General features: G+C 62.5%; 16 protein-coding genes and 1 tRNA gene. 8 read left to right on the plus strand and 9 right to left on the minus strand.

What is annotated here, in order from left to right:
- Positions 1-3 precede the first annotated feature (3 nt).
- From NHH73_05230 to NHH73_05240, 3 genes are all read right to left on the minus strand, one after another.
- The gene (locus NHH73_05230; GenBank protein ID USX27707.1) at positions 4-486 is read right to left on the minus strand and encodes an RES family NAD+ phosphorylase; all 483 of its coding nucleotides are present in this window, start codon (positions 484-486) and stop codon (positions 4-6) included.
- The gene (locus tag NHH73_05235) at positions 486-992 is read right to left on the minus strand and encodes a DUF2384 domain-containing protein (GenBank protein USX27708.1); all 507 of its coding nucleotides are present in this window, start codon (positions 990-992) and stop codon (positions 486-488) included. Before NHH73_05235 ends, NHH73_05230 begins: the two co-directional genes overlap by 1 nt.
- Before the next feature lie 96 nt (positions 993-1,088).
- Complete coding sequence (locus tag NHH73_05240) at positions 1,089-1,508, minus strand: YidB family protein (protein ID USX27709.1); 420 nt, start codon at positions 1,506-1,508, stop codon at positions 1,089-1,091.
- 237 nt (positions 1,509-1,745) lie between these two features.
- Between NHH73_05240 and NHH73_05245 the strand changes: the two genes are divergently transcribed.
- Positions 1,746-2,198 carry a hypothetical protein gene (locus tag NHH73_05245; protein ID USX27710.1) on the plus strand — a complete coding sequence of 151 codons (453 nt, stop codon included), beginning with the start codon at positions 1,746-1,748 and terminating at the stop codon, positions 2,196-2,198.
- 53 nt (positions 2,199-2,251) lie between these two features.
- Here NHH73_05245 and NHH73_05250 read toward each other — a convergent pair.
- Positions 2,252-2,327, minus strand: a tRNA-Phe gene (locus NHH73_05250).
- A gap of 77 nt (positions 2,328-2,404) precedes the next feature.
- Between NHH73_05250 and NHH73_05255 the strand changes: the two genes are divergently transcribed.
- The 7 genes from NHH73_05255 to NHH73_05285 all read left to right on the plus strand — a co-directional run bounded on the left by NHH73_05255 (position 2,405) and on the right by NHH73_05285 (position 11,079).
- Positions 2,405-3,625: an FAD-dependent monooxygenase gene (locus tag NHH73_05255; protein ID USX27711.1), complete on the plus strand. Its 1,221-nt coding sequence runs from the start codon at positions 2,405-2,407 to the stop codon at positions 3,623-3,625.
- Positions 3,626-3,673: 48 nt separating this feature from the next.
- Positions 3,674-4,402, plus strand: coding sequence for a DsbC family protein (locus tag NHH73_05260; protein ID USX27712.1), 729 nt, complete (start codon positions 3,674-3,676; stop codon positions 4,400-4,402).
- A 78-nt stretch (positions 4,403-4,480) separates the two neighbouring features.
- Positions 4,481-4,939 (plus strand): (2Fe-2S)-binding protein, encoded by a 459-nt coding sequence (locus tag NHH73_05265; GenBank protein USX27713.1) that lies wholly within the window; start codon positions 4,481-4,483, stop codon positions 4,937-4,939.
- 11 nt (positions 4,940-4,950) lie between these two features.
- A complete protein-coding gene (locus NHH73_05270; protein ID USX27714.1) occupies positions 4,951-7,197 on the plus strand; it encodes a xanthine dehydrogenase family protein molybdopterin-binding subunit in 2,247 nt (748 codons plus the stop codon).
- Positions 7,198-7,202: 5 nt separating this feature from the next.
- A complete protein-coding gene (locus NHH73_05275; GenBank protein ID USX27715.1) occupies positions 7,203-7,787 on the plus strand; it encodes a nucleotidyltransferase family protein in 585 nt (194 codons plus the stop codon).
- A 14-nt stretch (positions 7,788-7,801) separates the two neighbouring features.
- Entirely contained in the window at positions 7,802-9,631 is a 1,830-nt protein-coding gene (locus tag NHH73_05280; protein ID USX27716.1) for a PDZ domain-containing protein, read from the plus strand.
- Positions 9,632-9,870: 239 nt separating this feature from the next.
- Positions 9,871-11,079 (plus strand): GGDEF domain-containing protein, encoded by a 1,209-nt coding sequence (locus NHH73_05285; GenBank protein USX27717.1) that lies wholly within the window; start codon positions 9,871-9,873, stop codon positions 11,077-11,079.
- 7 nt (positions 11,080-11,086) lie between these two features.
- Here NHH73_05285 and trpC read toward each other — a convergent pair whose 3' ends face one another.
- From trpC to trpE, 5 genes are all read right to left on the minus strand, one after another.
- Positions 11,087-11,887, minus strand: a complete 801-nt coding sequence (trpC, locus tag NHH73_05290) for an indole-3-glycerol phosphate synthase TrpC (protein USX27718.1) — start codon at positions 11,885-11,887, stop codon at positions 11,087-11,089.
- A 7-nt stretch (positions 11,888-11,894) separates the two neighbouring features.
- Positions 11,895-12,557 carry a LysE family translocator gene (locus NHH73_05295; GenBank protein USX27719.1) on the minus strand — a complete coding sequence of 221 codons (663 nt, stop codon included), beginning with the start codon at positions 12,555-12,557 and terminating at the stop codon, positions 11,895-11,897.
- A gap of 11 nt (positions 12,558-12,568) precedes the next feature.
- The gene (gene trpD, locus NHH73_05300; GenBank protein USX27720.1) at positions 12,569-13,606 is read right to left on the minus strand and encodes an anthranilate phosphoribosyltransferase; all 1,038 of its coding nucleotides are present in this window, start codon (positions 13,604-13,606) and stop codon (positions 12,569-12,571) included.
- A 72-nt stretch (positions 13,607-13,678) separates the two neighbouring features.
- On the minus strand, positions 13,679-14,242 hold the full coding sequence (locus NHH73_05305) for an aminodeoxychorismate/anthranilate synthase component II (GenBank protein USX27721.1): 564 nt from the start codon (positions 14,240-14,242) through the stop codon (positions 13,679-13,681).
- 1 nt (position 14,243) lies between these two features.
- Positions 14,244-15,740, minus strand: coding sequence for an anthranilate synthase component I (gene trpE / locus NHH73_05310; protein ID USX27722.1), 1,497 nt, complete (start codon positions 15,738-15,740; stop codon positions 14,244-14,246).
- Positions 15,741-15,789 lie beyond the last annotated feature (49 nt).

Consider the following 15,789-nt stretch of genomic DNA (forward strand, 5'->3'; position numbering starts at 1 on the left):
ATGTTACAGCCTTGGATCGTAGACGTACTGCCGCACGACGGAGGCGGTCAGCTTGTTCGCCAGCGGATGCAAAGGGTTGATCAGGACGTTGTATTCCTCGGGGACGATGACCGAGGGGACCAGTAGCAGCGCGCAAGCGCGGCTGGCCAGCCAGGCGTTGCCTGCGTCGATGGAGGTGGAGCCGGGCGGCTCTGCCAGCCAGGTCGGGGGCAGTTCGCCGGCCGTGATGGTCTGGCGCGATTTCCACACCTGCGCCGGCACATCGATGCGGACCAAAAAGGCGTTGCGGATGGCGATGTTTTCGCCCAAATGGGCCAGCGTCTCAAGCGTGGCGAGGGCAATGGTCGTGGCGGCGTAGACCATCGGGACGCCCTTGCCGTTCCAGCGTCCGCCGCAGGCCCTGGCGCCGCCTCCGCTGAGGTCGGTGGCGGCGTAGTCGGCGGTATGTTTTGCTATCCGCCACAGCGCCACATCCGCGCGCGTCATTACGAGACGATCCCGTATTCGATGCGGCCCAGGGTATCGAGCACCAGTTCATAGCCGGCTTCGGTGTCCAGCAGCGAAAGTGGCGCTTCACCGCCGAGCGACCTGTTTTCCTGGACGATCCAGCGTTTGGCCGACTGCTCGTCCTCGAGCACGCCGAGCGCGCGCGCCCAGACTTTTTCCGCGCGGTAGATGCGATCCTGCTCGGCGGAGGACAGCAGGGCGTCTTCGCTGATGCGCGCCTTCATGGTGCTTTTGGGAAGCTTCAGGGTGTCGAAAAGCCGGTCCTGACTCAGGCCGAGGCGGGCAGCCATGTCCGGGATGACCCGGGCGGGTGTGCCGGCACGCATTTTTTTGATGAGTTCAGAGGCGTCGCCGCGGAAAACGTCGGCTTGGAAGACGGATTCCTCGTTTGAAACGTATGCCGCTAACGGGGCGGCTTGCCGTGCAAGCCTGACGGGCAACTTGGAGGCCGGCTCGGGGGCCGGTTTTTTTGCGGAGGAGGTCATCGTCGATCCAGTCTGAGACAATTTATTGTCCAAGTATAGACCACTAAACCGTCATTGTCATCCGCCGCCCGGCATGGGTCGAACGGCGGCAAGCCGCTAGCCGAAAAGTTTGCCCCGCAGCAGGCTCAGGCCTTGCTCCAGCAACTCGTTCTGCGGCACTTGGCCGCCCGGCGTGAGCTTGTCGATAATTTGCGGCAGCAACTGGGCCAGCCCGGTGGCCGCGTGTTCCGGTTCGATGCCCGCGTGCTGAGCGATCTGGGAGACCTTGTCGGCGCCCAGCGCGTCGGCGATCTGGTTGCCGGACACCGGGGCGTTCTCGCCGGTGCCGATCCATGACGCGACCTGGTCCGCGATGCCGCTCGATTGCAGCTGCTGCAAGATGCCTTGCAGGCCGCCCGCATTGTTAATCAAATTCATCACGCCGCCGAGCAGATCGCTTTGGGAGACGGAGTCCTGCTTCTGGGCGCCCAACGAACCGATGACTTGCCCTGCCAGTTGATCGAGTAATCCCATCATGTGCTCCCATAGGTGGTTGGAAACGCGGAATGCCGCGTAGTTGTTATAACCATTAGAGCACAAGTTTGCTCAAGCGGCTTACCGACTTGGCCTGGTTCGAATTCAATGCAAGTCCCGTGATTGTGACGGCTCGCGCGGAGAGGTTCCGGAAAGTGCTGTTAGAATTTGCAATCGTCTTCCGACCCACTTTGCAGGAGTACACAAATCCTACCTTTTTTAGTCAGAACGGCGATCCGCGTGCCCAAGCTAACGGCCGCTGTTGCATTCTTCGTGCTGGCGGCATTGGCCGGCACGATGGCCTATACCGGTTTCCTGGTCGTCGGCGTGTTGGCCGATCAACTTGGCACGGGTAGGTTCATCGCAGGCCTGCTGCTTGGCGCTCTTTTTGCGAGATTTCCGTGGATAAGCAGCGGAAAGCCGCGCATGGTCGGACTTTTACCTAAACCGGTCCGTCGCCCGCTGATCGTGAGCATCCTCGCATTGTGCATGTTCCACTTTGGGTGGGAGGGCGACTACGTGGCCGCACTGTTCATCGGCGTCACGACGGTGTTTCTTCTGACCTTGCCTTGGTTGCGGCGGGTCATATTCGATCGCCTGTTCGGGTCCATCGTCAAATTCACTGGCCGCCACCCCGCCAAGCCCACCGATGACACTGTGATCGATGGCGAATTCAGGGAAAAGAAAGAATAAGAGTGGTGTTCGGAAACAAAAAAAACCACCCCAAGGTGGTTTTTTAATATTTTTGGTGGCCCGGGGCGGAATCGAACCACCGACACAAGGATTTTCAATCCTCTGCTCTACCAACTGAGCTACCAGGCCAAGGAGCAGAATTATAGCAGGCCGGAGCGAAATTGCAAGGAACAATTTCTCACGCACACAAACGCTATAATGGGCGGATGAATAATCCATCGTCCCCGCCGCGCTTTATCGAGAGTGACATTTGCATTGTTGGCAATGGCGCGATTGCCAAGACCACCGCGCTGGGCCTGGCCCAGTCCGGGCTGAGCGTGGCCTTGCTCTGTCCTCCGTCACCGCCGCCGTCCGCGCCGGCCGGCGCCGCCGATCCCGGCTGGGACGCCCGGGTATATGCCCTCAACCACACCGCCCGCGATCTGCTGTCGTCGCTGAAGGTGTGGGACGCGCTCGACGACGCCCGCGTGGCGCCGGTCGACGCGATGATCATCCAGGGCGACGGCGCCCGAGCAGGCGACCTGTCGTTCGACGCCTACGGCGCCCACGCCGGCACCCTGGCCTGGATACTGGAAGACCGCAACCTCGGCCAGGCGCTCGACGCCGCCCTCAAATTCGCCCGCAACGTGACCCTGGTCCATGGCCGGGCGGCGGAGCTGGTGCGCGGCGACGATCACGCCACCGTGCGGCTGGACGACGGCGCCAGCGTCAAAGCGCAGCTGGTGGTGGGCGCCGACGGCGCCGACTCCTGGGTGCGCGGCCAGTGCGACATCGGCCTCGATTACCGCAGCTACGCCCAGCGCGCCGTGGTGACCAACTTCGATTGCGAAAAACCGCACCATGGCGCCGCCTATCAGTGGTTCACCGGCGCCGAGGGCATCGTGGCGCTGCTGCCGCTGCCCGGTAACAAGGTGTCGCTGGTGTGGTCGGCGCCGGACCTGCTGGCCGACCGGCTGCGCGAGGAATCGGCCGCGCAGATCGCCGAACGCCTGGCCGTCTACGCCGCCGAAAAACTGGGCGCCCTGACGCCGCTGCAGCCGGAGCTGGTGCGCGATTTCCCATTGCGCCTTTTGCGCCCGCACGCGATGACGTCGCCGCGCGTGGCGCTGGTCGGCGACGCCGCCCATGTGGTCCACCCGATGGCCGGCCATGGCATGAACCTGGGATTCGCTGACGTGGCGCAGCTGATGAAGACCCTGGCCGAGCGCGAACCGCAGCGCGGCGTCGGCGATGCCCGCGTGCTGGCCCGCTACGAGCGCGCCCGCAAGGAAGATGTGCTGCTGATGCAGCTGACCACCGATGGCCTGGCGCGCCTGTTCGGCGCCGACGTCGAACCCTTGCGCGTGGTCCGCAATTTGGGATTAAACTTGTTGGATAAATTACCTGTGCTGAAGCGCCGCCTGATCTCTCACGCCATGGGCAAGTGAGTGGAAAAAAGGCGGCGGCATGGTCTGTGTGTAGTCACCGGAGATGTCATGAAAAAAAGTAAGTTCGTTTTGCTGTTGTTGTCTGTGATGATGGCGTCTTGCGGCCAGGCCCAAACCTCGCCGACCGAGGAAGAGATCAAGAAGCTGGTCGAGCCGCGCCTGGGCGAGGGCGTCAAGGTCGATTCGGTCAAGGCCACGCCTTATGCCGGTCTCTATGAAATCCGCATGGGTAACGAGATCCTCTACACCGATAAAACCGGCACTTATGTGTTCAACGGCCATATCTTCAACCTGACCACCGGCACCGATCTGACGCGCGAGCGCATCGACGACATCAACAAGATCAAGTTCTCCGATCTGCCGCTGGACAAAGCGCTCAAGAGTGTCAAGGGCGACGGCTCGCGCGTGATCGCGGTGTTCGAGGACCCGAACTGCGGCTACTGCAAGCAGTTCCGCAAGACCACGCTCAAAGACATCGACAACGTCACCGTCTACACCTTCATGTACAACATCCTGCGCGAGGATTCGTTCACCAAATCGGCCGGCGTGTGGTGCGCGCCGGACCGCAACAAGGCCTGGGACGAGTGGATGTTGAACGGTAAAACGCCGGCGACAGCCGCCGAATCCTGCAAGACCCCGAACCAGGATGTGCTGGCGCTGGGCCGCAAACTGGGCGTGAGCGGCACGCCGTCGATCTTCTTCGCCGACGGCTCGCGCATCCCCGGCGCGGTCGACACCAAGGCGCTGGAGGCAAAGTTCGCCAAGCTTAAGCAGTAAGCTTCAACCGTTTTACCAGGGGACCCTAGCGGTCCCCTAAACATATACCTATAAGCGGTTTCCCTCCAGGAGAATTGAATGATCACCTTGAATATCAACGGCAAGGACGTGCAGGTCGACGCCGATCCATCGACGCCGATTTTGTGGACCCTGCGCGATAACCTGAACATGACCGGCACCAAATTCGGTTGCGGCGCGGCGCTGTGCGGCGCCTGCACCGTGCACTTGGCCGGTGAACCGATCCGCTCCTGCGTGACGCCGATTTCGGCCGCCGTCGGCCAGAAGATCACCACCATCGAGGCAATGGAGAACGACAAGATCGGCAAGGCCGTGCAGGACGCCTGGGTCAAGCTCGACGTGCCGCAATGCGGCTATTGTCAGAGCGGCCAGATCATGAGCGCGACCGCGCTGCTGCGCACGAACAAAAAGCCGTCGGACGCCGACATCGACAACGCCATGAGCGGCAATATTTGCCGATGCGGCACCTATCAACGCATACGCGCCGCCATCAAAGACGCCGCCAGCACCATCGCTTAAGGGAGGACCGTATGCGTATCGAATGGCTTAATCAGGAAAACATGGCCTCGCTGGCTCCAACGGCAAATGCCGGGACGCCGACCGGTGGCGTGTCGCGCCGCGGCTTCATGAAAGCCGGCGCGGTCGCCGGCGGTGGCCTGGTGCTGGGCTTTTTCATGCCCGCCGCCGGACGCTTCGCCAACGCCCAGCAGCCGCCGGCCAAGGTCTATGAACCGAACGCCTTCCTGCACATCGCACCGGACAACACCGTGACGGTACAGGTCAACCGCCTTGAATTCGGCCAGGGCGTGCAAACCTCGCTGCCGATGCTGATCGCCGAGGAGCTCGACGCCGACTGGTCGAAGGTGGCGGGCGCGCTGGCGCCGGCTGGCGACCAGTACAAGGATCCGGCCTTCGGCATCCAGATCACCGGCGGCTCGGGCAGCATCGCCCACTCGTATCTGCAGTATCGTGAAATCGGCGCCAAGGCACGCGCGATGCTGGTCGCGGCGGCCGCCGAGCAGTGGAAGGTGTCGCCCGACCAGGTCAAGGCGGCCAACGGCGTGTTGAGCGGCCCGGCCGGGCAGAAGGCCACTTACGGCGAGCTGGCCGATGCGGCCATGAAGCAGCCGGTGCCCGCCAGCGTCAAGCTGAAGGACCCCAAGGACTTCACCATCATCGGCAAGCCGGTCAAGCGGCTCGACGCGGCGCTCAAGTCGAGCGGCAAGCAGCAATTCGGCATGGACTTCAAGGCGCCCGACAGCAAGGTAGCGCTAGTGGCGCGTCCGCCGGTGTTCGGCGCCAAGGTCGCGAAGTTCGACGCCAGCAAGGCCAAGGCCATCAAGGGCGTGATCGAAGTGCTGCAAGTGTCGACCGACCGTGGCGGCAGCGGCGTGGTGGTGGTGGCCGACGGCTACTGGCCGGCCAAGATGGGCCGCGAGGCGCTCGTGATCGAGTGGGACACCAGCGCGGTCGAGAAGGTCAGCACCGACAAGCAGATGAAAGAGTACAAGGCGCTGGCGCAAAAAACCGGCACCGTGGTGCGCGAGGCCGACCTGTCCAGGTTGGCCGGCGCGGCGAAGAAGATCTCCGCCGTCTATGAATTCCCGTACCTCGCGCATGCGCCGATGGAGCCATTGAATTGCGTGGTCGACCTGCGCGCGGACGGTTGTACGGTGTGGGCCGGCTCGCAGTTCCAGACCGTCGACCAGGGCGCCATCGCCGCCACCGCCGGCCTGAAACCGGAGCAGGTGGTGCTCAACACAATGATGGCCGGCGGCGGTTTTGGCCGCCGCGCCGTGCCGAGCTCCGATTACCTGGTGGAGGCGGTTAACATCGCCAAGGTCTGGAAGGCCGCCGGCAAGACCGAACCGGTCAAGGTGGTGTGGAGCCGCGAGGACGACATCAAGGGCGGCTACTACCGCCCGTCGCACGTGCACCGCGCCGATATCGGCATCGATGCCAAGGGTGGCATCGTCGCCTGGGACCATGTCATCGTCGGGCAGTCGATCGTCACCGGCACGCCGTTCGAGGCGATGATGGTCAAGAATGGCGTCGACAATACGATGATCGAGGGCATGGGCGAGCCGTACGAGGTGCCGCTGAAGCTCAGCGCGCACACCGTCAAGGCCAACGTACCGGTGCTGTGGTGGCGTTCCGTCGGCTCGACCCACACCGCCTACGTGATGGAGACGCTGATCGACGAAGCCGCGCACGCGGCCAAAATGGACCCCGTTGCCTATCGCAAGAAGATCATGGGTGAGAAGGGCAAGCGCCATGTCGCGGCGCTCGATCTGGCGGTCGCCAAGTCCGGCTACGGCAAGAAGGCCTTGCCCAAGGGGCAGGCGTGGGGCGTGGCGGTGCACGAGTCGTTCGGCACTGTGGTGGCCTACGTGGTAGTGGCCTCGGTCAAGGATGGCGCGCCCAAGCTGCACAAGGTCACCGCCGGCGTCCACTGCAACACGGCCGTCAATCCGCTGACGATCGAGGCGCAGGTTCAGGGCGCGGCGCTGATGGGCCTTGGCATGACCTTGCCTGGCGCCGCGATCACGATCAAGGACGGCGTGGTGGAGCAGCAGAACTTCAGCGACTACACGGTCGCGCGCATGACCGACATGCCGGTCATCGACGTGCATATCGTGCCGTCGAACGATCCGCCGACCGGCATGGGCGAACCCGGCTTGCCGCCGCTGGCGCCGGCCTTCGCCAACGCGCTGTTCAAGTTGACCGGCAAGCGCCTGCGCAAGCTGCCGTTCGATCTGAGCACGGCCAAGGCGTAAGCCGCATGCCGCTGACGGGTATTTTGCTGGCGGCCGGACGGGGAAAACGTTTCGATCCGTCCGGCGTGCAAAACAAACTGCTGCAAACCGTCGACGGCGCCGCAGGCGATGTGGTCGTCGCCGCCAGCGCGAAGAACATGCTGGCGGCGCTGCCGCGCGTGCTGGCCGTCGTGCGGCCCGGCGACGACAAGGTCGCGGCGCTGCTGGGCGCCCTCGGATGCGAGGTGCGCGTGTGCGCCGACGCCGATCTGGGCATGGGCGAGTCGCTGACGACGGCGATCGAACACACCAAGGGCGCGGAAGGCTGGGTGATCGCATTGGGCGACATGCCTTACGTGCAGCCGGAAACCATCCGGGCGCTGGCCGCCACGGTGGAACGAGGCGCGCGCATCGCGGCGCCGGTGTATGAAGGACGGCGCGGCAACCCGGTCGCCTTCAGCAGTTTTCACTTGCCGCTGCTGCTGGCCCTCTCCGGCGACCAGGGCGCGCGCGCGATCCTGAAAAGCCATGCCGTAAGCGAGTTGGTGACCGACGACGCCGGCGTGGTGCGCGATATCGATACGCCCGGCGATTTGCGCGCTGACATATAAACACAAGGACCGACATGAAGAAACCGAACAAGAACCCCGCCATCGCCTACAGCATCGTCGGTCACGACCTGGCGGCGCACCTCTTCCACGTCACGCTGACGGTGGACGCGCCGGCGCCGGACGGCCAGATATTCGCGCTGCCGGCCTGGATACCGGGCAGTTACATGATCCGTGAATTTTCGCGCAATATTGTGCGCATCCGCGCCGAGTCGAACGGCGAGCCGGTCGCGCTGACCAAGCTCGATAAACACTCGTGGCAGGCCGCGCCGCAGAAAGACCCGCTGAAAACAGGCCCGTCGCCGCTCACGCTGCACTACGAGGTCTACGCCTGGGATTTGTCGGTGCGCGCCGCGCATCTGGATCAGAACCACGCCTTCTTCAACGGCACCAGCGTGTTCCTGCGCGTGCTGGGGCAGGAAGACCAGCCGCACGTGGTCGACATCCAGCGTCCCGCCGACGAGGCGGCGCAAACCTGGCGCGTGGCGACGTCGCTGCCGGAGTTGAAGGCCAAGCGTTATGGTTTTGGCACCTACATCGCCGCCGACTACGATGAATTGATCGACCATCCGGTGGAGCAGGGCGATTTTGCGCTGGCCACCTTCAAGGCCCACGGCATCCCGCACGACATCGTCATCAGCGGCCGGGTGCCGAACCTGGACCTGGCGCGCCTGAGCGCCGACCTGAAAAAGATCTGCGAGACCCAGATCGCCTTCTTCGAGCCGAAATCGAAGCAGGCGCCGATGGACCGTTACGTCTTCATGACCCTGGCGGTCGGCGACGGCTACGGCGGCCTGGAGCATCGTGCCTCGACCGCGCTGATCTGCGCCCGCGCCGATTTGCCGAGCACCACGGCCACCAGCAAGGACATCAGCGACGGCTACCTGCAATATCTCGGCCTGTGCAGTCATGAATACTTCCACACCTGGAACGTCAAGCGCATCAAGCCGGCGGCGTTCGCGCCTTATAACTTACAAGTCGAGAACTATTCGCCGCTGCTGTGGTTGTTCGAGGGCTTCACCAGCTATTACGACGACCTGATGCTGGTGCGTGCCGGCGTGATCGCCGAGCCGGCCTATTTTAAGTTGCTGGGAAAAACGATCGGCAGCGTGCTGCGCGGCAGCGGCCGTACCAAACAAAGCGTCGCCGAGTCCAGTTTTGATGCATGGGGTAAATATTATCGTCAGGATGAGAATGCGCCCAATGCCATCATTAGTTATTACACGAAAGGTTCGCTGATCGGTCTGGCGCTGGACCTGAGTATTCGCGCTAAAACCGGCGGCAAGAAATCGCTGGATGATGTGATGCGTGCGTTATGGCAGCGCTATGGCCGTGATTTTTATAACGGCGGCGGACGCGGCGTAACGCCGGCCGAAGTGGAAGCGCTGTTCGATGAAATCATCGGCGCGCGTTTTAAACCATTCTTCGACAAATATATACGCGGTACCGAGGATGTACCGCTGGCTAAAATGCTGGCGCCATTCGGCGTTAAATATAGCGATGAGCGTAAATCGTCCAAACCGGGTCTTGATGCGAATATCGGCCGCGAAGGCAACGATTGCAAACTGTCGAGCGTCCACGAGAATGGCGCGGCGCATTTGGCGGGTTTATCGGCCGGCGATTTATTGGTCGCGATTGATGGTTTGCGAGTCAACGCGACAAATCTGGACACCCTGCTTTCCCGTTATGGCGTCGGTTCGACGGTGGAAGTGCATGCCTTCCGCCGCGATGAGTTGATGACTTTCAGTATGACATTACAGGGCGATCGAGTACCCGGCATTACCCTCGCGTTGGACCCTGCCGCCAAAAAATCCGCCGGTCCGCTGCGACCGAGCGCCACGCGCTAGGCCGCAATCCACCGCCACCGCCGCAACGGTTCGCCGTTTTGCTGGCGCTGGCGGTTTTCTTTTGCTAATTTCACGCTAAATATTGGCGCGTATTAGCCAAAATTCGGCATACGTAGGCGATGCGGTGTCACATTTTTGTGCAATGCAGCGTTTTCATCGGGCTTAATTTTCCGGCAAGTTCAGAAGTGGTTTAGAATTTAACCATAACTCTCTATTGGTCAGCTACCGATTCGCAAGTTATGCCACTCGATCCCGCCACTATTGTTTTGATGTCGACCGTGATGGCCGTTGCGATGAGTGTCGTCCTGTATTCCGCCCATTCGAGTTTTCCCAGAGAAATTAAAGGCCTGAAACAATGGGCGATCAGCCTGGTGTTGTTGGCGTTCGGCTCCGGGATTTACGCATCGACCAGCGGGCTGCTCGGCAATATATTGTCGCCCTTGTGCGCCAATGCGGTTATTTTGTGGGGGCTGGGTTTAGGCTTGATCGGGACGCAAATGTTTTACAGCCGCGAGTGCTCCTGGTGGTTATTCCATTTCGTCTGGGGCCTGGGAATGATTGCGAGCGGTTACTACGTGATTGTCAACCCGGACTATTCCGGGCGTCTGGCCATCTTTTCCATGCTGGCTTTTGTTTTATATTCCTACCAGGTGGTGCTGATATGGGGGTATGGTGAGCGCCATTTCTCCACCGTGTTTTTCGGCCTGCTGATGTTATTCCAATCCGTGGTCGTGCTGATACGCGGGGTTCTGGCGATGACCCACAGCAGCGACGATATGAATCAATTCGTCAGCGGCCCGCATCAAAATCTTTATCTGCTCACCAGCCATTTCATGACGCTGCTTTTAACGGTGGGATTCATGACGGTCGCCACCCGCCGCTTGCAGACGATACTGGAGCGCCGCTCGACACTGGACCCGCTAACGCAGGTGCTCAACAGGCGTGGTTTTAACGAGGTCTATGCCAAGGAACACGCGCTGATGCGGCGCGAACAGACGGTCATGACAATGCTGAGCATCGATCTGGATTACTTCAAGGCGATTAACGATTGCTATGGACATTCGACCGGTGATCGGGTTTTAACCGACGTGGCGTCGGTCATCGCGAAGGCGCTGCGGGCCTCCGACCATGTCGCCAGGTTCGGCGGCGAGGAGTTTGTCGTGCTGCTGCCGGCAACCGGCCTGGAGCGGGCCCACCATATCGCCGAGCGCATTCAAACCGTGCTGCGGGCGCCGCGTTCTGAAACGGAGAGCGAACAGAGCGCGGCCGCAGCCGCCTTGCCGCCCTACACGGTCAGCATCGGCATCGCCTGCCAGGTCAGTCCGGATGAGGATTTAGACAACATTTTGCTGCGCGCCGACCGGGCGCTGTACTGCGCCAAGGAACGCGGCCGCGACCGCATAGAGATCGCCGCCGAGGCGGTTCTTCCGCTGCACGCGTCGGCGTAGTTCTCGATTAGTTGAACAGACGGCTCAATTCGGCGCCAGGATCGGGCGCGCGCATGAAGGCTTCGCCGACCAGGAAGGCGTGGACATTGGCGTCGCGCATCAGCTTGACGTCTTCCGGCACCATGATGCCGGACTCGGTGATCACCAGTTTTTCCGGCGGAATGCGGTCCAGCAGGCCGATGGTGGTCGACAGCGACGTCTCGAAGGTGCGCAAGTTGCGGTTGTTGATGCCCACCATCGCCGTCTTCAGGCGCAGGGCGGCGGTCAGTTCGTCGCCGTCGTGGGTCTCGACCAGCACCCCCATGCCCAATTCGTGCGCGCAGGCTTCCATTTCGGCCATCAGGCCGTGGTCCAGCGCCGAGACGATCAGCAGGATCGCGTCGGCACCCATCGCGCGCGCTTCGTAGATCTGGTAAATGTCGATCATGAAGTCCTTGCGCAGCACCGGAATCGTACAGGCGGCGCGCGCCTGTCGCAGATAGGCCTCGGAGCCCTGGAAGAACTGTTCGTCGGTCAGCACCGACAGGCACGCGGCGCCGTTGGCGGCGTAGCTGACGGCGATGTCGGCGGGGCGGAAGTCGGCGCGGATCACACCTTTCGACGGCGAGGCTTTTTTCACTTCGCTGATAATGCCGGCCGATCCGGCGGCGATCTTGGCGCGCAGGCTGGCCTCGAAGCCGCGCAGGTCGGCGCGCAGTTCGGCATTGCCTTCGACGTCGGCGCGCAGGCTGGCCAAGCCGCGGTGTTTTTTTGCGGCGGCGACTTCGTCGGCTTTGACTGCGAGGATTTTATTCAGGATATCGGACATGATGGACCTAGGATGATTGTTGTTCCGCCAGCGCCAGACGCAGGCCGAGTGCGACGAAAAGACCGCCGGTGACGCGGTTGAGCCAAAGGGCTACCAGCGGCTTGACCTTGAGCCGCGCGCTGGCGAAGGCCGTGAAAACGGCCAGACCGTGACACCATAGCATGCCGTTGAAATTGAAGATGCAGCCCAGGATGATGAACGCCAGCGGCTTGCTGGTCGAATCGGCCGAGATAAACTGCGGCACGAACGCCAGGAAGAACAAGGCCACCTTGGGGTTCAGCACATTGGTCAGGAAGCCCTGGAAGAAGATTTTGCGGTACGGCAGGCGCGCGGCGGCGGCGTTGACCGTGGCCTGCTCCGCTTGCGCGTCCGCGTCCCCGCGCAGTTTGGCGCGCAGCATGCCGATGCCGACATAGATGATGTAGGCCGCGCCCACCCACTTGACCACCATGAAGGCGGCGGCGGACGTCGACAGCAGCGCCGACAAACCCAGCGCGGCGGCGCAAATATGGATCATCGTGCCGGCGCCGATGCCCAGCGCGGCTGCCGAACCGGCGCGCCAGCCCTGGGTGGCGCTACGCGTCATGATCAGCAGCGAATCGGGGCCCGGCATGATGTTGAGCAGCAGGCCGGAGATGATAAACAGCGTCAGGTCGTGGATGCCGTACATGATCGCCGCCCTTAGTTGGTGGAGGCGAGGCTTTGCGTAACCTGCACGAACTGCTCGATCTTCTTCAGCGCGTCGCCGGAGTTGATCGCCACGCGCGCGCGCGCCAGGCCGTCCTCGATCGAGCTGGCAACGCCGGCCGCATACAGCGCCGTGCCGGCGTTGAGCGAGACGATGTCGAACGCCGCGCCAGGCTCGCCGCGCAGCGCTTCCATCATCTTCGCCTTCGATTCGGCGGCGTTGGCCACCTTCAGATTGCGGCTGGCGATCATCGGCAGGCCGAAGTCCTCCGGATGGATTTCGTATTCGCGGATCTCGCCATCGATCAATTCACCGACCAGCGTGCCGGCGCCCAGCGACACTTCATCCATGTTGTCGCGGCCATAGACCACGATGGCGTGCTGCGCACCGAGGCGCTGCAGTACCCGCACCTGGATACCCACCAGATCGGCGTGGAAAACGCCCATCAGGATGTTGGGCGCGCCGGCGGGATTGGTCAGCGGTCCCAGGATGTTGAAGATGGTGCGCACGCCCAGTTCCTTGCGCACCGGCGCGGCGTGCTTCATCGCCGCGTGGTGGTTGGGCGCGAACATGAAGCCGATGCCGGTCTGCGCGATCGATTGCGCGATCTGCTCGGGCTTGAGGTTGATGTTGGCGCCCAGCGATTCGATCACGTCGGCGCTGCCGGACGACGACGACACGCTGCGGCCGCCGTGCTTGGCCACGCGGGCGCCGGCCGCCGCCGCCACGAACATCGAGGCGGTGGAGATGTTGAAGGTGTGCGCGCCGTCGCCGCCGGTGCCGACGATGTCGAGCAGGCCGGTGGTGTCGGCCATCGGCACCTTGGTGGAGAACTCGCGCATCACTTGCGCGGCGGCGGCGATCTCGCCGATGGTTTCTTTTTTCACGCGCAGGCCCATGGTCAGGGCCGCGATCATCGATGGCGACATTTCGCCGGACATGATCTGGCGGAAAAGGTGCAGCATCTCGTCGTGGAAAATCTCGCGGTGTTCGATGCAGCGCAGCAGTGCTTCTTGATGGGTGATAGCCATGGCAAATCCTTCTTTAATTTTTTAACGCGCGATATGAAGCCGGCCCAATCCGGGGGGAGGGCGGGCCGCCGCTTAACGAACCAGGAAGTTCTTCAGCAGTGCGTGACCGTGTTCCGACAGGATGGACTCGGGGTGGAATTGCACCCCCTCGATGTCGTAGTCCTTGTGGCGCACGCCCATGATTTCACCGTCATCGGTCCATGCCGTCACTTCGAGGCAGGACGGCAGCGAGCTGCGTTCGATTGCCAGCGAGTGATAGCGGATCACCGTGAACGGGGAGGGCAGGTCCTTGAAGACGCCCACGCCCGTATGCGCGATTAAAGAAGTTTTGCCATGCATGACCTGCTTGGCGCGTATGACCTTGCCGCCGAACGCTTCGCCGATGGCCTGGTGGCCGAGGCAAACGCCCAGGATCGGCTTCTTGCCGGCGAAGTGCTTGAGCACCTCGATCGAGATACCGGCCTGCGACGGGTCTTTCGGACCCGGCGAGATGCAGATATGGTCCGGGTTCAGCGCCTCGATTTCCGCGATCGTGATTTCATCGTTGCGGTACACGCGCACATCCTCACCCAGCTCGCCGAAGTACTGCACGATGTTGTAGGTGAAGGAGTCGTAGTTGTCGATCATCAGCAGCATCTCAGAACTCCCCATCCAGGCCATCTTGCACTTGTTCGGCGGCGCGCAGCACGGCGCGCGCCTTGTTTTCGGTTTCCTGCCATTCCATTTCCGCGATCGAGTCGGCGACGATGCCGGCGGCCGCCTGCACGTACAGCATGCCGTCCTTGATCACGCCGGTGCGAATGGCGATGGCGACATCCATCTCGCCGCCGAACGACAGGTAGCCACAGGCGCCGCCATAAATGCCGCGCTTGGAGATTTCCAGTTCGTCGATCACTTCCATCGCGCGCACTTTCGGCGCGCCGGTCAGGGTGCCGGCCGGGAAGGTGGCGCGCAGCACGTCCAGGTTGGACAGGCCGTCTTTCAGCTTGCCCTCGACGTTGGAGACGATGTGCTGCACATGCGAGTATTTTTCGATGACCAGTCGGTCGGTGACCTTGACGCTGCCGATCTCGGAGATGCGGCCCAGGTCATTGCGCGCCAGGTCGATCAGCATCACGTGTTCGGCGATCTCTTTTGGATCGGCCAGCAGTTCCCTGGCCAGTTCGGCGTCGCGTTCCGGCGTCGAACCGCGCGGACGGGTGCCGGCGATCGGACGCAGGGTGACTTTTTTCTCGCCGTCCGGCAGCGTCTCGTTGCGGACCAAAATCTCCGGCGAGGCGCCGACGATCTGCATGTCGCCGAAATTGTAGAAGTACATATACGGCGACGGATTCAGCGAGCGCAGCGCGCGGTAAAGCGTCAGCGGCGAATCGACGTAGGGCTTGCGGATGCGCTGGCCGATCTGCACCTGCATCAAGTCGCCGGCCATCACGTATTCGTGGGCCTTGGCGACCGCCTTCAGGTACTCCTCTTTCGGGAAGTCGCGGATGGTTTCGGTGCGCACCGAGGCGCTGGTCACCGGCGCGTCGACGCCACGGCGCAGCATCATGCGCAGGTCCTTCAGGCGCTGGCGCGCCTTGCTGAAGGACTCGGGCTGCGTGGTGTCGGCGTAGACGATCAGATACAGCTTGCCGGACAGGTTGTCGATGACGGCCAGTTCCTCGGTCACCATCAGCTGGATGTCGGGCAGGCCCAGATCGTCCTTCGGCTGCGTGTTGGCCAGGGTTTTTTCGATGTGGCGCACAGTGTCGTAGCCGAAGTAGCCGGCCAGGCCGCCGCAGAAGCGCGGCATGCCCGGACGCAGCGCCACTTTAAAGCGCTTCTGGTAGGCCTCGACGAATTCGAGCGGATTGCCTTCGTGGGTCTCGATCACGGCGCCGTTCTTGACGATCTCGGTGCGGGTGCCGAAGGTGCGCAGCACGGTGGTCGCCGGCAGGCCGATGAAGGAGAAGCGCCCGAAACGCTCGCCGCCGACCACCGATTCGAGCAGGAAGGTGTTCTTGCCGGCGTTCTGGGTCTGGGCCAGTTTCAGGTACAGCGTGAGCGGGGTTTCGAGGTCGGCGAAGGCTTCGGCGATCAGTGGGACGCGGTTGTAGCCTTCGTTGGCCAACGATTTGAATTCGAGTTCGGTCATGTCTTCTCTCCATGCCGCCAAGGTATGGGTGTGGGTTGGCGGTGGTTTG

The sequence above is a fragment of the Oxalobacteraceae bacterium OTU3CINTB1 genome (genome assembly GCA_024123955.1).
Classification (GTDB): Bacteria; Pseudomonadota; Gammaproteobacteria; order Burkholderiales; family Burkholderiaceae_D; genus Rugamonas.